Origin of the sequence: Pseudomonas sp. BF-B-15 (genome assembly GCF_019946675.1) — a bacterium.
GTDB lineage: Bacteria > Pseudomonadota > Gammaproteobacteria > Pseudomonadales > Pseudomonadaceae > Aquipseudomonas > Aquipseudomonas migulae.
On the sequence record NZ_JAGYFZ010000026.1, the window covers coordinates 48,197 to 69,505 of the forward strand.

13 protein-coding genes are annotated in these 21,309 nt (G+C 59.9%); 8 read left to right on the forward strand and 5 right to left on the reverse strand.

Features of this window, described 5'->3' with window-relative positions; translation table 11 throughout:
- The first annotated feature begins 70 nt into the window (after nucleotides 1-70).
- Complete coding sequence (gene cobM / locus KGA97_RS11190) at nucleotides 71-817, forward strand: precorrin-4 C(11)-methyltransferase (RefSeq protein WP_008035806.1); 747 nt, start codon at nucleotides 71-73, stop codon at nucleotides 815-817.
- Nucleotides 818-987: 170 nt separating this feature from the next.
- Here cobM and nfuA read toward each other — a convergent pair whose 3' ends face one another.
- Nucleotides 988-1,572, reverse strand: coding sequence for a Fe-S biogenesis protein NfuA (nfuA, locus tag KGA97_RS11195; RefSeq protein ID WP_008035804.1), 585 nt, complete (start codon nucleotides 1,570-1,572; stop codon nucleotides 988-990).
- A gap of 203 nt (nucleotides 1,573-1,775) precedes the next feature.
- Nucleotides 1,776-4,073, reverse strand: coding sequence for a fatty acid cis/trans isomerase (locus tag KGA97_RS11200; protein ID WP_223480784.1), 2,298 nt, complete (start codon nucleotides 4,071-4,073; stop codon nucleotides 1,776-1,778).
- A gap of 156 nt (nucleotides 4,074-4,229) precedes the next feature.
- Between KGA97_RS11200 and metH the strand changes: the two genes are divergently transcribed.
- Both metH and KGA97_RS11210 read left to right on the forward strand, forming a co-directional pair.
- Entirely contained in the window at nucleotides 4,230-7,940 is a 3,711-nt protein-coding gene (metH, locus tag KGA97_RS11205; protein ID WP_008040076.1) for a methionine synthase, read from the forward strand.
- A gap of 170 nt (nucleotides 7,941-8,110) precedes the next feature.
- Nucleotides 8,111-8,329, forward strand: coding sequence for a DUF2970 domain-containing protein (locus tag KGA97_RS11210; protein ID WP_192227412.1), 219 nt, complete (start codon nucleotides 8,111-8,113; stop codon nucleotides 8,327-8,329).
- Here the strand turns inward: KGA97_RS11210 and KGA97_RS11215 are convergent.
- Nucleotides 8,326-9,399 (reverse strand): ABC transporter substrate-binding protein, encoded by a 1,074-nt coding sequence (locus KGA97_RS11215; RefSeq protein WP_223450462.1) that lies wholly within the window; start codon nucleotides 9,397-9,399, stop codon nucleotides 8,326-8,328. The two genes, KGA97_RS11210 and KGA97_RS11215, sit on opposite strands and share 4 nt — an antisense overlap.
- A 523-nt stretch (nucleotides 9,400-9,922) precedes the next feature.
- Here KGA97_RS11215 and KGA97_RS11220 point away from each other — a divergent pair.
- Together KGA97_RS11220 and KGA97_RS11225 are read left to right on the forward strand one after the other, a co-directional pair.
- Nucleotides 9,923-11,581, forward strand: a complete 1,659-nt coding sequence (locus KGA97_RS11220; RefSeq protein WP_008035698.1) for a nitrite/sulfite reductase — start codon at nucleotides 9,923-9,925, stop codon at nucleotides 11,579-11,581.
- Nucleotides 11,565-12,059 carry a DUF934 domain-containing protein gene (locus KGA97_RS11225; protein ID WP_008035700.1) on the forward strand — a complete coding sequence of 165 codons (495 nt, stop codon included), beginning with the start codon at nucleotides 11,565-11,567 and terminating at the stop codon, nucleotides 12,057-12,059. The genes KGA97_RS11220 and KGA97_RS11225 overlap by 17 nt, the downstream gene beginning before the upstream one ends.
- 47 nt (nucleotides 12,060-12,106) lie before the next feature.
- Here KGA97_RS11225 and KGA97_RS11230 read toward each other — a convergent pair whose 3' ends face one another.
- Nucleotides 12,107-15,952 carry a dermonecrotic toxin domain-containing protein gene (locus tag KGA97_RS11230; RefSeq protein WP_223480785.1) on the reverse strand — a complete coding sequence of 1,282 codons (3,846 nt, stop codon included), beginning with the start codon at nucleotides 15,950-15,952 and terminating at the stop codon, nucleotides 12,107-12,109.
- 192 nt (nucleotides 15,953-16,144) lie between these two features.
- On the reverse strand, nucleotides 16,145-17,167 hold the full coding sequence (gene sohB, locus KGA97_RS11235; RefSeq protein WP_008035703.1) for a protease SohB: 1,023 nt from the start codon (nucleotides 17,165-17,167) through the stop codon (nucleotides 16,145-16,147).
- A 203-nt stretch (nucleotides 17,168-17,370) separates the two neighbouring features.
- Here sohB and KGA97_RS11240 point away from each other — a divergent pair, with 203 nt between their 5' ends.
- The 3 genes from KGA97_RS11240 (at nucleotide 17,371) to KGA97_RS11250 (ending at nucleotide 20,615) form a co-directional block, all read left to right on the forward strand.
- A complete protein-coding gene (locus KGA97_RS11240; protein ID WP_008035704.1) occupies nucleotides 17,371-18,081 on the forward strand; it encodes a histidine phosphatase family protein in 711 nt (236 codons plus the stop codon).
- 64 nt (nucleotides 18,082-18,145) lie between these two features.
- Complete coding sequence (locus tag KGA97_RS11245) at nucleotides 18,146-18,460, forward strand: SCP2 sterol-binding domain-containing protein (protein ID WP_208668475.1); 315 nt, start codon at nucleotides 18,146-18,148, stop codon at nucleotides 18,458-18,460.
- A gap of 307 nt (nucleotides 18,461-18,767) precedes the next feature.
- Nucleotides 18,768-20,615, forward strand: a complete 1,848-nt coding sequence (locus tag KGA97_RS11250; RefSeq protein ID WP_223480787.1) for an amidohydrolase — start codon at nucleotides 18,768-18,770, stop codon at nucleotides 20,613-20,615.
- The last annotated feature ends 694 nt before the right edge of the window (nucleotides 20,616-21,309 follow it).

Consider the following 21,309-nt stretch of genomic DNA (forward strand, 5'->3'; position numbering starts at 1 on the left):
CCTCGCCTTCGATCATGAGCAATCTTCATCTGAAGCCTTGCCCAGCCCCCTTTTTTGACAGGAAACGACGATGACCGTCTATTTCATTGGCGCAGGTCCCGGCGACCCGGAACTGATCACCGTCAAAGGGCAGCGGCTGATTCGCAGCTGCCCGGTAATCATCTACGCCGGCTCACTGGTGCCCGCCGCCGTGCTGGAAGGCCACAACGCCGAACAGGTGGTCAACAGCGCCGAACTGCACCTGGAACAGATCATCGAGCTGATCAAAACCGCCCATGCCAACGGCCAGGATGTGGCGCGGGTGCATTCCGGCGATCCGAGCCTGTATGGCGCGATTGGCGAGCAGATTCGTTACCTGCGCGAACTCGATATTGCGTTTGAAATCATTCCCGGTGTTACCGCGACGGCGGCGTGTGCGGCGCTGTTGGGTGCGGAGCTGACGTTGCCGGACGTGTCACAGAGCGTGATCCTGACTCGCTACGCCGACAAGACCGCGATGCCGGCCGGTGAAGAGCTGGGCAGCCTGGCGCAGCATGGGGCGACCATGGCCATTCATTTGGGGGTGAATCACCTGGAGAAAATCCTGGTTGAATTGCTGCCGCATTACGGCGCGGACTGCCCGATTGCGGTGATTCACCGGGCGACCTGGCCGGATCAGGATTGGGTGGTGGGGACGATTGCGGATATTGCCGGAAAGGTTGAGGCGAAGGGGTTTCGGCGCACGGCGTTGATTCTGGTGGGTCGGGTGTTGGGCAGTGATCACTTTAGTGAGTCGTCGCTGTATCGCGCCGGGCATGCGCATTTGTATCGGCCATAGGGCCCCATCGCGAGCAGGCTCACTCCCACATTAGATCTGTGGTGGACACAGTATTTGGGGCTGGTCACGATCCCCTGTGGGAGCGAGCCTGCTCGCGATGGGGCCAATGAATTTCACCCATAAAAAAACGGCGCTCACGGGGCGCCGTTTTTCATGTCGCAGCGAACACCTTAGTAGTAGGCGTTTTCTTTCTGCGTGTGGTCAGTCACGTCACGAACACCCTTGAGCTCGGGAATGCGCTCGAGCAAGGTGCGCTCGATGCCTTCACGCAGGGTGACGTCTGCCTGGCCGCAGCCCTGGCAACCGCCGCCGAACTTCAACACGGCGATGCCATCATCGACCACATCGATCAGGCTGACCTGACCGCCGTGGCTCGCGAGCCCCGGGTTGATCTCGGTTTGCAGGTAGTAGTTGATGCGCTCGTTGATCGGGCTGTCGGCGTTGACCATCGGGACTTTGGCGTTAGGCGCCTTGATGGTCAGCTGGCCGCCCATGCGGTCGGTGGCGTAGTCGACAACCGCATCGTCCAGGAAAGCTTCGCTGAACGAGTCGATGTAAGCAGTGAAGCTTTTCAGCCCCAGCGCAGTGTCTTCGGGTTTTTCTTCGCCCGGCTTGCAATAAGCAATGCAGGTTTCGGCGTACTGGGTGCCAGGCTGGGTGATGAAGACGCGGATGCCGATGCCCGGGGTGTTCTGCTTGGAGAGCAGATCAGCCAGGTAATCGTGGGCGGCGTCGGTAATGGTAATAGCGGTCATGGAAACTCCTCGCAGGCTTGGGCGCAGTTTACGCCAATCATCGCGCCGCACAAAGTCCTAGTATTTTTGTCGGGAAAGATTACGACAATACCCCCCCTGCCTAATGTGGGAGCGAAGCTTGCTCGCGAAGGTGTATCAGCTACATACATGTCGCCTGACACACCTTCGCGAGCAAGCTTCGCTCCTACGTTAGATAGGGGGATTCAGAGATTCTCGTAGCGGTTCATGTCCAGCACGCCCTCTTCCACCGGGTCGGTTTCGTGGACGTACCGGCTCAGGTCATGGAAGTAGAACCAGAATTGCGGATGACTGCGGCGAATCCCCCAGCGTTCGACGATTTTCTCGAAGCGATTGGCATCCTTGGCGTTTTCCATCGCCTCGACAAAGGCTGGCACTTGATCGGCGGGAATGTTGAACATGAAGTTCGGATAGCTGCTGAGCACTCCCGGAAAAATGGTCAGCGTGTCGAGCCCCGGCTGATAACGCAGCGACTCACCAAGCAGGAATGCGACGTTGCTGTGCGCGCGATTGCGCAACAGGCTGTAAACCTCGCGTTTGCCGCTCGCGGCTTCGATACGCAGCATCGTCGCTTCCGGCAGTTGATCAATAACCTTCAGCCCGGCGGCAGGCCGTGAGGCCAGGCGACTCAAGGCCTGCTCGGCGCTCTGCAAATCCGGGTCGATGTTCGGCCGAGAGCAATAGGCCCCGTCGCAGCGATTGATCGGATCGGGCTTGGCATTGAGCTCGCCGTAACGGGCCAGCAGTTGCTTGGAAAAGTCGCGTTTCGGGTCTTTTTCGTCGAGGTTCAGTGCCGTCGGCTTGTCGTTGTCGATGGCCTCGTAATCCAGCCACATCTTGAATTTGCCGCTGCTCTGGTACCAGTCGTCGAGATAGTCGTCGCGTGAATCGGCGGGCATCAGGCGCAGGAAGTTCTGCTCGGCGCCATTACGGATCAGGTCGAAATACAGGCGCGTCTGCGCCTGATGGGAAACGTTGCCGTACACGTCGAAGTTGACCGCCAACTGATAATACGTGCGCTCCAGCAACGGGAAATCGAACAGCCACATCGTTTGCGGCACATCGCCGATCAGTCCCTTGTTCACCGAGGCGCTGTCGAAATGCCGGAAGATGGTCAGCAGCGCGTTGTCGTTGCCAGCCCATAAAGTCGACCAGCTCGGCGCGGGCGCGTCGGCGTAGTTGTCGCGGCGCAGCACTTCATACTCGTTACGTTTGTCACGGTAGTCATGCCACAGGCTCAGCACGCTGCCGACATCGTCGTTCTGCCCCGGCATGGCCAGCAACGGCGTGGCCTGGCCGCGGTAGATCGGGTCGATGATGTAGAGATCATGTTCCGGCGCCTGGAACAGCGCCCAGAAGTTATCGCGAATCACATCCGTGGCGATCTGCCCACGGCACACCGGCCCGCGGATAAACGTGCGCACGAAGTATTCGGCGTTATCGAGCATGAACTGATAGCGCGCCTGCGCCGGAATCGCCTCGAACGTGGCAAACGGATTGGCCCGGCGTTCCGGGCCGTAGCCCGGCAAGGCATTGGCCTGCCAGTTGCCGTTGTAGAACAGGCTTTTGACCCGTGCCATCTTCGCCGCGCTCAGCGGATAGGTGATGTGGGTCTTCTGCACGATCACGCCCTGCACCGGCCACAAGCGGTAATACACCTGCGTGCCCGGATCGTCATTCGGGCGGCGGGTGTTGATCAGGTCAATCGGCTGGCCGGTCGGCGTGCGCGAACGCACCCATTGGAAGAAATGTCCCGGCTCACCGTCCTTGAAGTAAATGTGGGCAAGGAACCAGTGCTCGAACAACCAGCGCCCCACCAGACTCTGCCGGGCGCCCGGCGAGTTGAGCAGGTTTTCCCACTGCACCACCTGCAAGGCTTCTTTCGCCGAAGGCACCAGGCCTTGTTCATCGATCGGCGCACCCGAGGCCAGCCAGCGTTGCAGCGTCTGGTACTGCTGATCGGTCAGGCCGGTGACCGCCAGCGGCATGCCTTCCTTCGGATGAGCGCCCGCGTAACCGTCGAACTCGGCCGGCATCGCGCACATGTTTTCACGATTGAGGCCCAGGACGATGTCTTCCGGCAATTTGGCGTTAGGCGTCAAAGGCGTTTTGTGACCCAGTTCCAGCATCCGCGCCATCAACGCGGCCTGGCTGCCCTGGGCGTCAAGTACCGGATAGAAGCCTTTTTGCTGCCAGGCGTGCTTGCCGAAGGCGTCATAAAACAACCGGGTCGGCGCGGCCGCCTGGCTGCGGTCGCCGTCGTAAACCGGGACTTTCGACGCACCGCGCGCCGCGCCTTCGCCGCTGCCCAGGTTGAGCTGACAAGCGGCGTCATTGCAGGCATGGCAGGCCACGCACTTTTCGGTGAAGATCGGTTGGATGTCGCGGGTGTAGGAAATGGCAGCGGAAGGCGCCAGGCCCTGCGCCACGGCGCCCCAGCTTAAAAACAGCAGTACGCTGCTGATGACGACGCGATACGACATGTCCCTGTTCCCGATCCTTGAAAAAACGCAGCGATTCTACCGGGACAGCGCGCCGACCAACATGAGCGATATTCATGCAATTCCCCGACATGCTCTAAAACCGCACAGGTTTGCTATGATTCCGCCCCTTCGTCATGGTCTTTCCGAGTAGTCCCAATGTCCGATCGCAGTGTTCGCCTTCAAGCCCTCAAGCACGCCCTCAAAGAGCGCATTCTGATTCTCGATGGCGGCATGGGCACGATGATCCAGAGCTACAAGCTCGAGGAACAGGATTACCGTGGCAAACGCTTTGCCGACTGGCCAAGCGATGTCAAAGGCAACAACGACCTGTTGGTGCTGACGCGCCCGGACGTGATCGGTGGCATCGAAAAAGCCTACCTGGATGCCGGCGCTGACATTCTGGAAACCAACACCTTCAACGCCACGCGGATTTCCATGGCCGACTACGGCATGGAAGAACTGGCCTACGAACTGAACGTAGAAGGCGCTCGCCTGGCCCGCAAGATTGCCGATGCGAAAACCCTCGAGAACCCGGACAAGCCGCGCTTCGTCGCCGGCGTGCTCGGCCCGACCAGCCGCACCTGCTCGCTGTCCCCGGACGTGAACAACCCCGGCTATCGCAACGTGACCTTCGATGAACTGGTGGAAAACTACACCGAGGCCACCAAAGGCCTGATCGAAGGCGGCGCCGACCTGATCCTGATCGAAACCATTTTCGACACCCTGAACGCCAAAGCCGCGATCTTCGCCGTGCAAGGGGTGTTCGAAGAGTTGGGCATCGAGCTGCCGATCATGATTTCCGGCACCATCACCGACGCCTCCGGCCGTACCCTTTCCGGCCAGACCACCGAAGCGTTCTGGAACTCCGTGGCCCACGCCAAACCGATTTCGGTCGGCCTGAACTGCGCCCTCGGCGCCAGCGAACTGCGCCCGTACCTGGAAGAGCTGTCGAACAAGGCCGGCACCCACGTTTCGGCGCACCCGAACGCCGGCCTGCCGAACGAATTCGGCGAGTACGACGAACTGCCGTCGCAAACCGCCAAGGTCATCGAAGAATTCGCCCAAAGCGGCTTCCTCAACATCGTCGGCGGCTGCTGCGGCACCACGCCGGGCCATATCGAAGCCATCGCCAAAGCCGTGGCCGGTTATGCACCGCGTGAAATCCCGGACATTCCCAAGGCTTGCCGCCTCTCCGGCCTGGAGCCGTTCACCATCGATCGCAGCTCGTTGTTCGTCAACGTCGGCGAGCGCACCAACATCACCGGCTCGGCCAAATTCGCCCGCCTGATCCGTGAAGACAACTACACCGAAGCCCTGGAAGTCGCCCTGCAGCAGGTCGAAGCCGGCGCCCAGGTGATCGACATCAACATGGACGAAGGGATGCTCGATTCGAAGAAGGCCATGGTGACCTTCCTCAATCTGATTGCCGGCGAACCGGACATCTCCCGCGTACCGATCATGATCGACTCCTCGAAGTGGGAAGTGATCGAAGCCGGCCTGAAATGCATCCAGGGCAAGGGCATCGTCAACTCGATCAGCATGAAAGAAGGCGTCGAGCAATTCATCCATCACGCCAAGCTGTGCAAGCGCTACGGCGCTGCAGTCGTCGTGATGGCCTTCGACGAAGCCGGCCAGGCCGACACCGAAGCGCGCAAGAAAGAGATCTGCAAACGCTCCTACGACATTCTGGTCAACGAAGTCGGCTTCCCGCCGGAAGACATCATCTTCGACCCGAACATCTTTGCCGTGGCCACCGGTATTGAAGAACACAACAACTACGCTGTGGACTTCATCAACGCCTGTGCCTACATCCGCGACGAACTGCCGTACGCCCTGACCTCGGGCGGCGTGTCGAACGTGTCGTTCTCGTTCCGTGGCAACAACCCGGTGCGTGAGGCGATTCACTCGGTGTTCCTGCTGTACGCGATCCGCAACGGCCTGACCATGGGTATCGTCAACGCCGGCCAACTGGAGATCTACGACCAGATCCCGGTGGAATTGCGCGACGCCGTCGAAGACGTGATCCTCAACCGCACCCCGGAAGGCACCGACGCCCTCCTCGCCATCGCCGACAAGTACAAGGGCGACGGCAGCGTCAAGGAAGCCGAGACCGAAGAATGGCGCGGCTGGGAGGTCAACAAACGTCTTGAGCACGCACTGGTCAAGGGCATCACCACGCACATCGTCGAAGACACCGAAGAATCGCGCCAGTCGTTCGCCCGCCCGATCGAGGTGATCGAAGGCCCGCTGATGTCCGGCATGAACATCGTCGGCGACCTGTTCGGTGCCGGCAAAATGTTCCTGCCGCAGGTGGTGAAATCCGCTCGCGTAATGAAGCAGGCCGTAGCCCACTTGATCCCGTTCATCGAACTGGAAAAAGGTGACAAGCCGGAAGCCAAGGGCAAGATCCTGATGGCAACGGTGAAAGGCGACGTGCACGACATCGGCAAGAACATCGTCGGCGTGGTACTCGGCTGCAACGGCTACGACATCGTCGACCTCGGCGTGATGGTGCCGGCCGAGAAGATCCTGCAAGTGGCCAAGGAGCAGAAGTGCGACATCATCGGCCTGTCCGGCCTGATCACGCCTTCGCTGGATGAAATGGTCCACGTCGCCCGCGAAATGCAGCGCCAGGACTTCCACCTGCCGTTGATGATCGGCGGCGCGACCACCTCCAAGGCACACACGGCGGTGAAGATCGAGCCGAAGTACAGCAACGACGCGGTGATCTACGTGACCGACGCCTCCCGCGCCGTAGGTGTGGCGACGCAGTTGCTGTCCAAGGAATTGAAAGCCGGCTTCGTCGAGAAGACCCGTCTGGAATACATCGACGTTCGCGAACGCACTGCCAACCGCAGCGCCCGCACCGAACGCCTGAGCTACCCGGCGGCCATCGCCAAGAAGCCGCAGTTCGACTGGAGCACCTACGCGCCGGTCAAACCGACGTTCACCGGCTCCAAAGTGCTGGACAACATCGACCTGAAAGTCCTGGCCGAATACATCGACTGGACGCCGTTCTTCATCTCCTGGGACCTGGCCGGCAAGTTCCCGCGCATCCTCACGGATGAAGTGGTCGGTGAAGCCGCCACCGCGCTGTACGCCGATGCCCAGGAAATGCTCGCCAAACTGATCGACGAGAAACTGATCAGCGCCCGCGCAGTGTTCGGCTTCTGGCCAGCCAACCAGGTGCGTGACGACGACATCGAAGTCTACGGCGATGACGGCAAGCCATTGGCCAAGCTGCATCACCTGCGTCAGCAGATCATCAAGACCGACGGCAAGCCGAACTTCTCCCTGGCCGACTTCGTTGCACCGAAGGACAGCGAAATCACTGACTACGTGGGTGGCTTCATCACCACCGCCGGCATCGGTGCCGAGGAAGTGGCCAAGGCGTATCAGGACGCCGGCGACGATTACAACTCGATCATGGTCAAGGCCCTGGCCGACCGTCTGGCCGAGGCCTGCGCCGAATGGCTGCACCAGCAGGTTCGTAAGGATTACTGGGGTTATGCCAAGGACGAGACGCTGGACAACGAGGCGCTGATCAAAGAGCAATACACCGGCATCCGCCCTGCTCCGGGCTACCCGGCGTGCCCCGATCACACCGAGAAGGCCGCGCTGTTTGCCCTGCTCGACCCCGAGGCCGCCGAAATGCGTGCCGGCCGCAGCGGCGTGTTCCTCACCGAACACTACGCGATGTTCCCGGCGGCAGCGGTCAGCGGCTGGTACTTCGCTCACCCGCAGGCGCAGTACTTCGCAGTGGGCAAGATCGACAAGGATCAGGTGCAGAGCTACACGTCGCGTAAAGGTCAGGAGTTGAGCGTGACCGAACGCTGGCTGGCGCCGAACCTGGGTTACGACAACTAACCACTCTTCGCGCTGAGCATCGCCTCTGTAGGAGCGAGGCTTGCCCGCGAAGAACGATGACGCGGTTTTCCTGTAGGACTGCGGTGGCTTCTTCGCGGGCAAGCCTCGCTCCTACAGGATCCGGTTGGAATGTCTATGCTTACGATTCACACACAAGTGACGAGGGGTTTATGGACGATCCAGTCGACAACAAGCCGCCTACTTTCTGGCAGATGCTGCACAGCGTCATGGCGGCGGCGTTCGGGGTGCAAAGCGGAAAGAACCGTGCGCGGGATTTCACCCACGGCAAGCCGAGTCATTTCGTGATTCTGGGGATTCTGTTCACGGCGGTGTTTGCGTTGACGCTCTACGGCATCGTGCAACTGGTGATCACGCTGGCCGGGGTTTAGCGCATCAGGGTTTGCAGGCTGAACGGATAGCGATAAGACACAGGCCGACCCTTGGCCGACATTCGGCGGAAGTTCACGCCGTAGTCCGGCGACTCACCCATGGCCAGCATTCGCCTGGCGGTTGCCCTGTCGACCAGTTGCAGCAGCGGGATCTGGCGGTCACGGCCGCCGTACTGGCTGATGTCCACGCCCCGATCAAGGTCGTGCACCTGCACCAGTGCCCAACCGCCCAAAGTGAAATGCCCGCCCAACAATACGCTCAACTTTCCATCGACCTTTGCCTGCAACGCGGCCGTCGAGGTATTGACCGCGCTGAACAATGCGTCCTTTCCGGGCACACCGCCCGTCTCCGAATAGGCCTGCATGGCGCCAAACGCCATTTCGTCATTGGCTGACCACACCAGCGAGACTTTCGGGTAGCGCCGGAACAGCAACTTTGCCTGTTCATACGCACGTTCGCGGGTCCAACCGCTGTAAACCAGTTGCCGCAAACGCACTTGCGGGTGCTCGGCCAGCGCTCGCATCATGCCTTGCTCACGCAGTTGCGCCGACGGCGTGATCTTCAGGCCGGAGAACGCCAGCAACTCGATCACCTGACCAGGCGCCACGGGCGGATGCTGGCGAATCAGCTCCTTGGCCATCAGGTAACCGCCCTCCTCGTCGTTGGGCACCAGGCTGCCCAGTCGATCAGGGCGTTCACCCAGCAGGCTCATTTGGTTGGCCGTCAGCGACGCGTTGACCATAAACAGTTTCACGCCGCTGCCTTGCGCCAGGCGCAACACTTGCGGGGCAATGTACTGTTCGTTGGCGAAGATCAGATAGTCCGGACGATCGGGACCTTGCAGTGCACGGCGCGCTTGCGCCAGCGTGAGTTCCGGCATGCGCCGGGAATAGAGAATCCGAAGGTCGATACCCAGGTCCGTGGCGGCCGCCTGCATGAATTGCGAATAGCTGACCCAGAAGGCTTCGTCAGTTTCCCCGGGATTCAGGAACAACACCGATTCCGCTCGCGCAGCAGGGCCGTAAACCGTGCCGAGCAGCAACAGGAAGGTGTAGAAAAACTTCAACATGGATCGTCCGAGCCCCCGGAAATTCGCCGCGCATTATAGCCAGCGAACACCCGTAAAACGGCGTTTATTACAGTTTTTGTCCGACAATTGTCGGGACCGGGCCCGGACGGGGTCGGTTATTGATGGCTGACCCAGAATACCGCTGTCCCCACGACCAGAATGATCAGAAACAGAATGGCCCAGGCATCGACCGTACTGTCAGGCTTTGAAGCTTTGGTAGGGTTGCTCATTGCATCGCCTCTTGTCGGTTTTATCGGTGATTGCATAAAGACTCGACCACAGTTAAGACGATGATTGCCCACACCACAAATACGGGTTTAGTAATAACGATTCTCGTTAGTCGATTTGGTTCTTTACATATACTCAAACATCACTTTTGCGCATAACTCCAAACTGGTATCTTGCCCCGGCTCCGTTGGGAGTGCGCGGCCGTGCGCGCAGAATTGCCGAGGCAGTATCGGAGACTTTCCAGGCGAAAAACGCAACTGGATCCGACCGGCCCAAGCCTGAGAACAGGACTTATATGTACGTATACGACGAGTACGATCAGCGGATCATCGAGGACCGCGTCAAGCAGTTCCGTGATCAGACCCGACGCTATCTGGCAGGCGAGCTGAGCGAAGAAGAATTCCGCCCTCTGCGTCTGCAAAACGGGCTTTACATCCAACGCTTCGCGCCGATGTTGCGAGTGGCGGTGCCTTACGGCCAGCTGACTTCGCGCCAGACGCGAATGATGGCGAAGATTGCCCGCGACTATGACAAGGGCTACGCCCACATCAGCACCCGCCAGAACGTGCAGTTCAACTGGCCGGCGCTGGAAGACATCCCGGACATCCTTGCCGAACTGGCGACCGTGCAGATGCACGCGATCCAGACCAGCGGCAACTGCCTGCGCAACGTCACCACCGACCAGTTCGCCGGTGTCGCTGCCGACGAGCTGATCGATCCGCGCCCATGGTGCGAGATCGTCCGCCAGTGGACCACGTTCCACCCGGAATTCGCTTACCTGCCGCGCAAGTTCAAGATCGCCATCAACGGTTCGACTTCCGACCGTGCGGCCATCGAAGTCCACGACATCGGCCTTGAGCCGGTGCACAACGCCGCTGGCGAACTGGGTTTCCGTGTGCTGGTCGGTGGCGGCCTCGGTCGTACGCCGGTGGTCGGGGCGTTCATCAATGAATTCCTGCCGTGGCAAGACCTGTTGAGCTACCTCGACGCCATCCTGCGCGTGTACAACCGCTATGGCCGTCGGGACAACAAGTACAAGGCGCGGATCAAGATCCTGGTCAAGGCCCTGACACCTGAAGTCTTCGCGCAGAAAGTCGACGCGGAAATGGAACACCTTCGCGGTGGCCAGACCACGCTGACCGAAGCCGAAGTGCATCGCGTCGCCAAACACTTCGTCGACCCGGACTACAAGGCGCTGGACAACCAGACCGCCGAGCTGGCCGAGCTCGACAAGCAGCACCCGGGCTTCGCCCGCTGGCGTACCCGCAACACCCTGGCGCACAAAAAGCCGGGTTATGTTGCCGTGACCCTGTCCCTGAAGCCGACCGGCGTTGCGCCGGGCGACATCACCGACAAGCAGCTCGACGCCGTGGCCGACCTGGCCGATCGCTACAGCTTCGGTCAACTGCGCACGTCCCACGAGCAGAACATCATTCTGGCCGACGTCGAACAGTCCCAACTGTTCGCCATGTGGGGCGAATTGCGCGAGCAAGGTTTCGCCACGCCGAACATCGGTTTGCTGACCGACATCATCTGCTGCCCTGGCGGCGATTTCTGCTCGTTGGCCAACGCCAAGTCGATCCCGATCGCCGAATCGATCCAGCGCCGTTTCGACGACCTGGATTACCTGTTCGACATCGGTGAACTGGACCTGAACATCTCCGGTTGCATGAACGCCTGTGGTCACCACCACGTCGGCCACATCGGTATTCTCGGGGTGGACAAGAAAGGCGAAGAGTTCTACCAGGTATCCCTCGGCGGCAGCGCCAGCCGTGATGCGAGCCTGGGCAAGATCCTCGGCCCGTCCTTTGCCCAGGACGCCATGCCAGACGTGATCGAGAAGCTGATCGACGTGTACATCGAACAACGTACCGAAGACGAGCGTTTCATCGACACCTATCAGCGTATTGGCATCGACCTCTTCAAGGAACGCGTCTATGCAGCGAATAATTAAGAACAACGAAGTCGTCGACGAAACCTGGCACTTGCTGCCCAAGGATTTCAACATCGACGAGATCACCAACTGCGACGACTACATCGTCCCGTTGCAGCTGTGGCGCGAACACAGCCGCATGCTCCTGGCCCGCGATGGCGGCCTGGGCGTGTGGCTGGATGCCGATGAAGAAGCCGAAGAAATTGGTGAGGACGTGGCGAGTTTCCAGGTCATCGCCTTGAACTTCCCGGCCTTCACCGATGGCCGCAACTACTCCAACGCCCGCCTCCTGCGTGACCGTTACGGTTTCAAAGGCGAACTGCGGGCGATCGGCGATGTGCTGCGCGACCAGTTGTTCTACATGCATCGCTGCGGTTTCGACGCCTTTGCAGTGCGCGCCGATAAAGACCCGTACGAAGCTCTGGAAGGTCTCAAGGACTTCTCGGTGACCTATCAGGCCGCCACCGACGAACCGCTGCCGCTGTTCCGTCGCCGCTGACGTATAAAGCCTTGGCCCCGGACGGGGTCAAGGCTTTGTTGGCGCTCCTATCGCAGGATCGGTATCGGTTGCCCCAAGGCCACCCAGTCCCGGTATAGCTGCGCACGGTTTTCCAGCACCGCGAAAACCGCAAGAGGGTTGTCGAAAGCGCCCTCCGGCATAGGTGTATTCCTGCTCAATCGCCCCCACAACTGGTCCGAAGCGTCTGCTTCCGTCAACAGTCGCCATACCCGTGCCTGAAGGTCTGGATAGTTGACCTGGAAATCCGGGGTGAGCGTCAATGTATTCATGGTCCCTAAAAACCTCCCACCACCTGGCTTGAGCGCCAGTCGCTGCCAGATTTGCAGCCTGGCATCGCGCAGCCCTGCTTCAGTCCCGTTCAACCAGGCCGCCGGATTCCCATAGTCAGGCCCCGCCGCACTCAACCACAAGTTGATCCCCGTTTGTTCTCGATGCGTAATCAGACGCCGCAACGTGTCTTCGTCGGTCAACGGGTTGTTCCACAGCAGCACTCGATCCCTGGCGATGGCCTGGTTCAGCACCGCCTGGGGGACCCGCGTGATCTGGTTATCGCGCAAATCCAGGGAGGTCAGGTACGGCTCATGCGTGATCCCGACCGGGCATCGACTTATTCCGGTATTCCTCAGGTTGAGCTGACGCAGGTTATTCAAGCCGAGCACCATCGGCGGTACGCCCAACGGGTTGTCACTCAGGTCGAGGCTTTGCAGACTGGTCAGATCGGTCAGTTGTGAAGCGGCGCGCTCACTGAATACCAGTTGGGTGGCGCGCAGATTGAGTGAGGACAGGTGTCTCAACCCGCAAAGGGAAGGAGGCAAGGCGCACCCCTCGTGGCCGTCCTCGGAGAAATGACGCAAGTCGACGTTTTCCAGATTTAACGTCTCAAGATTCGGGAAGCTTTCGAGAAAGCCGTTCAAACTGCCCTCCTCGGTCAGATGGAAGCCTTGCATCGACAATTCGAGCACATCGTCCAACCGGACACTCAGGGTGGGCAGTCGGTGATAGTTCTCGAAGGCAAGATCGAGCCTGACGCCGTGCAGCTGCTCGCCTGAGTACAGGCGATTTAGCGGTGGCCCGCGTTTTTGCCAGATAGCGACAAGCTCTACGGCAAGCTCAGTCCTGATCGCTCGCTCCTCATTCAAGCCCGTTTGCAGGACATGCGCATTGTGCACGGCGATTTGCGCATGGCTCATACCCGCAGCGGCTTCGTCGCCCATGGCCAGCAAGGGAAGTTCGATGTGTTCAATGTCTTGCGCGGCTTGATCGACCCAGTCCATCAACTCGGTGTTGAGTTGGTGCAACTGCAGATTCAGCCCGTCGATGTGCGCCTGCACGGATACACCCGCACGCTGTATGACCTGATCCGCGTCCGCGTCGGTGAAGTCCGGGTAAATGTCCTTGATCTGTAACCGGGTGGCCTGCAGTTTCATGGCGTCACCCTGAGGCGTCGTCGGGTAGCCTCCACCGCGCAGCCCCTGCCGCTCGAAGGTCAACCCGGAGTCGAGCCTTTGCAAGCCAAGCAGGGTTTCGGTTCGGGACAATGCATGATCGCTGAGGCTGAGCCGCAACTCGCTGGCTGGATCCAGCGACGTGAGATGCAACAGTGAGCGCTCCTCCTCCGACAGCACGCCGAGGATCGCGTCGTAGAAATCCGTTTGCCTGCCTTGCCGCAGATAACGGTCTCCCACCTTGATGACGTTTCGGGAATGCGGGGTATCGAGGGGACCGCAACGGTCAAGAACCCGGCCAGTGGACGAACCGTCGAGAACCTCGATCCGCAAGTCCTGGGGCCAGCCGGGCAGGTTTTTCAGGGAATGCAATGCCAGCCTGTCCGTCTCGACGTTCACCACCGAGCGCAGATAAAAACCTTCATAGGCACGATTGAGCCGCACATGCTGTTGGTACTGCCGTGCCTTGCTGTCCAGACGTGCGAAAACCTGCCTGGCCTCGGCCATCTCGGGCGCTCTTTGGATATCCACGCCATAGCGGTCGAGCATTTGCTCGATAGCGCTTGTTGGCAAGCCCGGGTATTGATCCTGGAACAACCGGACCCATTCAAGCTCTGAACGTCGCAGTTCAGCGTAACGTTGGCCGAATAGCACCGGGTCCCCGGCCGGCCCGAGCTCCTGATCGATCCTGAAGCGATTGATGGTGTCAGCCAACAAGGGCGTCGGCGAGCGGCCAGTCTGGATCAACCGCAGCATGTCGTCGTCAATCGTGCTGACCTTGCCGATTTGCGCCAGCACTTCATCGCTGAACGACGCCACAGAGGGGCCAATTGCGCGAATGAGTTCGACGCGGGTCGCCGGCACCACGTTCGAAGGGCCTGGCGTTGGAGCAACAGCCACTTCCGGCACGGGCCTTGCGCCTTCCTCTACTGAATCGACGATGACTGCGTCACCTTTTTGCGCCACCTCCGCGACGATCGGCAAGGCATTGAGCAAGCCAAAAACGGTGCGCGTCACGCCCTCTGACCGTTCGCTGGATGTCTTAGCGTTGACCACCTGATCAATGCCGTAGCCCGCATCGATAAGCCCGGCCAACGCCAATATCCCCTCGCCTCCCGGAACGAACAACGCCAAGGGCCCAAAGCGGTTGACCCACTGCACAAGCGGCTCAACGACCGCGCTTAGATTTTCACGATTGACCTGGGCATCGTCACGGATGCTTTTGATGCTGGCCCGGGCGGCCTGCTTCATCGTCAGCACGCACTGGGCAAACGGATCGGTGTCAGATGCCGGATCGTCGTAGCCAATGTACTCGTCCGGGTCCCAGTAGCCGTCGTTGTTGAAAAAACCGGCATTGTTCGTCAGCCAGTGTTTTGCCGGATACAACGCCATGCCATCCAGCGCCGTCAGAACACCGGCATGAAACGTACCGTCTTCGCGGTCATCTTCAGCAAAGTGGACGGCCAATGCCTGCCTGGTCTCACTCACCCGGCCTTGAGTGGCAATCCATTGGTGCAGTTGATTGGCATCGACGAATTCGTGCAGCGGAGAAGAGTTGCCGGGAATGTACAACAGCACTCTGGCGCTTGCTGTGTCACGAAAGGCCCAGATATCGGTCGCGGTATAACGGTAGAGCTTTAACCGGCCGATCCTGACCGAGGAAGGCGCGTGAGTCGGTGCTTGCAGTTGCCCGGTGGTCAGTGTTTCCCATGGCTGATCGGGCGGTAAACCCGCCGCTCGCATCGCCAGTTCCAGGCCTTTTGGCGACAGGCGTTGTTCGTGAAATTGCAACCAGGCGGCCATGACGAACGCCGCTTTGACCGACGTCCTCAGCGCGTAAGGTTCGGCTGCAACAAGTACGTCATCGGCTGGCCAGGCTTGACCGAGATACGCTTCGTACAAGTCCTTCAGTTCCAGTTCCCAGACCCATTTCTTGTAATCGGCAGGCCGCAGGTTGATCTGTGTTGAAGGCCCGTAAACTTGCGGTGTGGTTTGGCGATAGATGCCTTCATACGTCTGGTGATTACCGCTGCCGTGGTCGGCGAACTCATCGACGTTTTTCACAATGCGTACGGCAGGCCCGATATCCGGCGGTGTGTACAGGCCGAACGCTGTTTCAGCGAAACGCCCGTCACCCACAGTCTGATAGTTGGATAACAACGTTTGCAGCAGCGAGCGGGAACTCGCCACTTGCCCTTGCTCGATACCGTTTTCTGCTGGATGGCCCTTGTAGTTGTAATCAAGCGTAACCAGCAAGGCTGTCTGCGGATCAATTCCCTGGCCCCATTTTTCCTTGATCAGGTGTTCGCCAAACTGGCCGGGGGTCTGGGGCAGCGCGATATCCAGCGAGGCTTTCAGTTCGTCGCGCATTCGTGCAGAGGGCGCTGGATGCGGGCCGGCAGCGTTGTTATGAGGGAGCTCTTTCATGGTGCATTCCATTGCAATCATTTCAGGAACACCACCCTACCCAACCCGGGCTGCCGAAAAAGCCGGACCGATTGACAGTGACGATAGGAAATTTCGCTGCATGCGCACGGAAAGCGCGGCCTTGCGAGAGGCAAAAAAAAACCGTGGAGGCTATCCACGGTTTCATTTTTCAGGCGACGGTGTTTTGAAAAATCACCAGAAGCGTTGCTGGGTCAACCGACTCCACCAGCTCAGCAATACGCGGTCGACCGAACCGCTGGCCGCCATGCCGATGCGCTCTTGCAGGCTTTTGCGTTCGGCGTAGTGCAGGTGATAAAGCTCCGATTTCTTCGCGCGCTCGGCGAGGTATTCATCGCTGGTCTTGAGCTCGTCCACCAGTTGCTTGTCCAGCGCCGCAATGCCGAGCCAGATTTCGCCGGTCGCCACTTCGTCGATGGCCAGTTGCGGGCGATAGCGGGAAACGAAGTTCTTGAACAGCTGGTGAGTGATGTCCAGGTCTTCCTGGAACTTCTCACGGCCCTTCTCGGTATTTTCGCCAAACACGGTGAGGGTGCGTTTGTACTCGCCGGCGGTCAGGACTTCGAAGTCGATGTCGTGCTTTTTCAGCAGGCGATTGACGTTGGGCAACTGCGCCACCACGCCGATCGAGCCGAGAATCGCGAAAGGCGCGCTGATGATCTTCTCGCCGATGCACGCCATCATGTAACCGCCACTGGCCGCGACCTTGTCGATACACACGGTCAAAGGCACGCCCGCATCGCGGATGCGCGCCAGTTGCGAGGATGCCAGGCCGTAGCTGTGAACCATGCCGCCACCGCTTTCCAGACGCAGCACCACTTCATCCTTTGGCGTGGCCAGGGTCAGCAGCGCGGTGATCTCGTGACGCAGGCTTTCAGTGGCCGATGCCTTGATGTCACCGTCGAAATCCAGCACGAACACCCGCGGTTTTGCTTCGGGTTTCTTCTTTTGCTTTTTCTCGGATTTGGCCTCGACCTTGCGCAAGGCCTTGAGCTGGTCCTTGTCGAGCAAGGTCTGCTCCAGGCGTTCGCGCAGCCCTTTGTAGAAATCATTGAGTTTGCTGACTTGCAACTGGCCGGCCGACTTGCGTCGACCTTTGCTGCGCAATGCCGCGAAACTGGCCAGGACCACCAGAATGGCGATCACCAGTGTCACGGTTTTAGCCAGGAAACTGGCGTACTCGGACAGAAAATCCACAGTCACTCCTTCAATACAATGCGCAGCATAAACGCGCGCGGGATACCATCAGCATACCCATGCGCCGGCTTGGCGACCAGCCGTGAAACCTCTGGCAACAGGCCTGTAACGGGCATTTCAAACAAGCGTATGTTTTTTCATTGACAGCTCACCGCCATCCTCATAACCTCGCCGAACCTTCAACGTACCGGGATGACGCGGACGTGGGCACTATCTATTTGATTCGACATGGCCAGGCCTCCTTTGGTGCAGACGACTATGACGTCCTGTCGCCGACCGGTATTCGCCAGGCAGAAGTCCTCGGCCGGCATCTCGCCGAACTGGGTATCAGCTTCGACCGCTGCCTCTCGGGCGACCTGCGCCGTCAGCAGCATACGGCCAACAGCGCGCTGGAACAGTTCGCGGCCGTGGGCCTGCCGGTGCCGACCGTGGAAATCGATTCCGCATTCAACGAATTCGACGCCGACGCGGTCATCCGCGCGCTGTTGCCGGCCATGCTCGACGATGAGCCCGAAGCGCTGGACATCCTGCGCAATGCCGCGCAAAACCGCGCCGAGTTCCAGCGTATTTTCGCGCTGATCATCGAGCGCTGGCTGGCCGGTACGTATGACACGCCGGGCCTGGAAAGCTGGCTGGGCTTTGTCGAGCGGGTGCAGGCCGGCCTGCATCGCATCCTCGAAAGCGCCGACAACACCCAGAAAATCGCCGTGTTCACCTCCGGCGGCACCATCACTGCCCTGCTCCACCTCATTACGCAAATGCCCGCCAGGCAGGCCTTTGAACTGAACTGGCAAATCGTCAACACCTCGCTCAACCAACTGAAATTCCGTGGTCGCGAGGTGGCACTGGCTTCTTTCAACAGTCATGCGCACCTGCAACTGTTGAAAGCACCGGAACTCATCACGTTTCGCTGAGTCCGGACTATTGTGACCCTGGCTGTAATCACCCAGCTCTAATTACCCAAGAAAGGATCGAACCATGACCTCCGTAGCTGATGCCGTACAAGCAATGAAAGCCAAGTTCAACCCAGCCGCTGCTGCCGGCCTGGACCTGGTTTTCGGTTTCCGCATCGACAACACCAAGAACTTCTCGCTGATCGTCAAGAACAGCACCTGCGAACTGCAAGAAGGCGAAAACCCGGACGCCCAGGTCACTCTGGTGATGGACGGCGAAACCCTGGAAGGCATCGTTGACGGTTCGACCGACGGCATGCAGGCGTTCATGGGCGGTAAACTGCGCGCTGAAGGCGACATGATGCTGGCCATGAAACTGTCCGAGCTGTTCCCAAGCTAAGACGGCGGCTCCCGCGCTCGGGAGCCTCTCTGGCTGCACACGAATCCCGCCCCTTGTGGCGGGATTCGTCGTTTTTCACCTTTGGAAAACGGCTGTCGGTGAATTTGCGGTCTATATTCCTTCTGGCCGCATGCGTCAGACATCGGCTGTTCTGTCCCCTTTTTCTTCTATGAAAGAACCGAGCGGAGAACACTGCATGAGCCCACCTGACGAGCACGACGGTTTCAACCGTCGACGTGTACTGCAAGGCCTTACGGCAGGTGCCGTCGGCGCCTGGATCAGCCCGCTAATCGCAGGGAGTAAAACCATGCCAGATGCCCCGGCCGACCTCATTCTGTACAACGGACGCCTGCACACCGTCGATCGCAAGAAACCCCAGGCCAGTGCCGTCGCGATCAAGGACGGACGCTTCGTGGTGGTCGGCAGCGACGCTCAGGCCATGGCCCTGCAAGGTCCCGGCACGCAAATTATTGATCTGCACGGTCGCACGGTGATTCCCGGCCTCAATGACTCGCACCTGCACTTGATCCGTGGCGGCTTGAATTACAACCTTGAGTTGCGCTGGGAAGGCGTGCCGTCCTTGGTCGATGCCTTGCGCATGCTCAAGGATCAGGCCGACCGCACACCCACGCCGCAATGGGTACGGGTGGTCGGCGGCTGGAACGAATTCCAGTTCTGCGAAAAGCGCCTGCCAACGATTGATGAACTGAACAAAGCCGCGCCGGATACGCCGGTGTTCGTGCTGCACCTCTACGACCGCGCCCTGCTCAACCGCGCCGCGTTGAAAGTGGTCGGCTACACCCGCGACACGCCGAACCCGCCGGGCGGTGAAATCCAGCGAGATGCCAACGGCGACCCGACCGGCATGTTGATCGCGCGCCCTAACGCGATGATTCTGTATTCGACCCTGGCCAAGGGCCCGAAACTGCCGCTGGAGTACCAGGTCAACTCGACCCGGCAGTTCATGCGCGAACTCAATCGCCTCGGCGTCACCAGCGCCATCGACGCCGGCGGTGGTTATCAGAATTATCCGGACGACTATCAGGTGATCCAGCAACTGGCCAAAGACCAACAGCTGACGGTGCGGATCGCCTATAACCTGTTCACGCAGAAACCCAAGGAAGAGCTGACTGACTTCAAAAACTGGACCGGCACGTCGCATTACGGTCAGGGCGACGATTTCCTGCGGCACAACGGTGCCGGGGAAATGCTGGTGTTTTCGGCGGCGGATTTCGAAGACTTCCTGGAACCACGCCCGGACCTGCCGCAAACCATGGAGCAGGAACTGGAGCCAGTGGTCCGGCACCTGGTGGAACAGCGTTGGCCATTCCGCCTGCACGCCACGTACAACGAATCCATCAGTCGCATGCTCGATGTGTTCGAGAAGGTCAATCGCGACATCCCGTTCGACGGTTTGCCATGGTTTTTCGACCACGCCGAAACCATCACCCCGCAGAACATCGAACGCGTCAAAGCCTTGGGCGGTGGCATTGCGATTCAGGACCGCATGGCCTTTCAAGGCGAGTACTTCGTCGACCGCTACGGCGCCAAGGCTGCCGAACACACACCACCTATCGCGCGTATGCTCGCCGAAGGCGTACCGGTCGGTGCCGGCACCGACGCCACGCGGGTGTCGAGCTACAACCCCTGGACTTCGATGTATTGGTTGGTCAGCGGCCGAACCGTCGGTGGTCTGGAGTTGTATCCGCAAGGCTTGAGCCGCGACACGGCGCTGGAATTGTTCACCCACGGCAGCGCCTGGTTCTCTTCCGAGCAGGGCAAGAAAGGCCAGATCAAGGTCGGGCAACTGGCGGACCTGATTGCGCTGTCGGCGGACTATTTCCACATCGAGGATGAAGCGGTCAAATGGATCGAGTCGGTGCTGACGATTGTCGACGGCAAGATTGTCTATGGCACCGCCGAGTTCGAGAAACTCGGGCCGCCGCCTGTACCGGTGGTGCCGGAATGGTCACCGGTGGTGAACGTGCCGGGCCATTGGAAACCGTTGGCGCCGATGACGGCGCAGGTTCATCAGTGTGTCGGGGCTTGCGCCGTGCATGCCCATAGCCATGAGCGGGCGCGGTTGTCTTCGGCACCGGTCAGTGATTTTCAGGGATTTTGGGGGGCGTTTGGTTGTTCGTGTTTTGCGTTTTGAATTGAACGGCGAAAGCCTGGCCTGAGATTGGCGTTGCTCTCACGGGGGTCACCTTGGACCCTGTAGGAGCTGGCTTGCCAGCGATGGCTGCGTATCAGGCGACGAGTTTTTTGATGGTGTACATATCCATTACTGGGGTGACGGCGGCTATTGGTTCCGCCCTTACGGCGGGTCACTTGGAAGAGCGCCAAGTAACCAAGCGCCCGCGCCCCTGACGTACGGTGGCTCGCTAAGGCTCGCCATGCCCTCGCTCCGGTCCTGCTCCGTGGGCCCGCCGCCATCGGCCATCCATGGCCGGGGGCGGCTAACCCGGCATCCATGCCGGGTTGCCCACTGCGCAGAACCTCCACTCGGCCTTCCGACGGGGCAGATCAAGATCAAAAGCCAAAGCAAAAGCGAGGCGGCCTGCCAGCCGACCTGGTTCGTTGATCGTACGCATCCCCCTGTAGGAGCCGGCTTGCTGGCGATGGACGTCAACGATAACGCGGGCTGTCTGAATGAACGCGTCGTCCGGTCGTTTTTCGCGGGCAAGCCTCGCTCCTACAGGGAATCGTGTGTGCTTTTGACTTTCACCACTCATCAGGCCGAGCGTTAGCTCGCCTTCAGCTTTTGATCTGAGCGCCCCCTCGAGAGGCCGAGTGGAGGTTCTGCGCAGTGGGCAACCCGGCATGGATGCCGGGTTAGCCGCCCCCGG

Bases quoted from the DNA above. Each gene is read 5' to 3' on its own strand.
- KGA97_RS11200 (WP_223480784.1), bottom strand. From the start codon at position 4,073: ATGTCGTATCGCGTCGTCATCAGCAGCGTACTGCTGTTTTTAAGCTGG.
- KGA97_RS11230 (WP_223480785.1), bottom strand. From the start codon at position 15,952: ATGAAAGAGCTCCCTCATAACAACGCTGCCGGCCCGCATCCAGCGCCC.
- cobM (WP_008035806.1), top strand. From the start codon at position 71: ATGACCGTCTATTTCATTGGCGCAGGTCCCGGCGACCCGGAACTGATC.
- KGA97_RS11220 (WP_008035698.1), top strand. From the start codon at position 9,923: ATGTACGTATACGACGAGTACGATCAGCGGATCATCGAGGACCGCGTC.
- KGA97_RS11250 (WP_223480787.1), top strand. From the start codon at position 18,768: ATGCCAGATGCCCCGGCCGACCTCATTCTGTACAACGGACGCCTGCAC.
- KGA97_RS11210 (WP_192227412.1), top strand. From the start codon at position 8,111: ATGGACGATCCAGTCGACAACAAGCCGCCTACTTTCTGGCAGATGCTG.
- KGA97_RS11215 (WP_223450462.1), bottom strand. From the start codon at position 9,399: ATGTTGAAGTTTTTCTACACCTTCCTGTTGCTGCTCGGCACGGTTTAC.
- nfuA (WP_008035804.1), bottom strand. From the start codon at position 1,572: ATGACCGCTATTACCATTACCGACGCCGCCCACGATTACCTGGCTGAT.
- KGA97_RS11245 (WP_208668475.1), top strand. From the start codon at position 18,146: ATGACCTCCGTAGCTGATGCCGTACAAGCAATGAAAGCCAAGTTCAAC.
- metH (WP_008040076.1), top strand. From the start codon at position 4,230: ATGTCCGATCGCAGTGTTCGCCTTCAAGCCCTCAAGCACGCCCTCAAA.
- KGA97_RS11225 (WP_008035700.1), top strand. From the start codon at position 11,565: ATGCAGCGAATAATTAAGAACAACGAAGTCGTCGACGAAACCTGGCAC.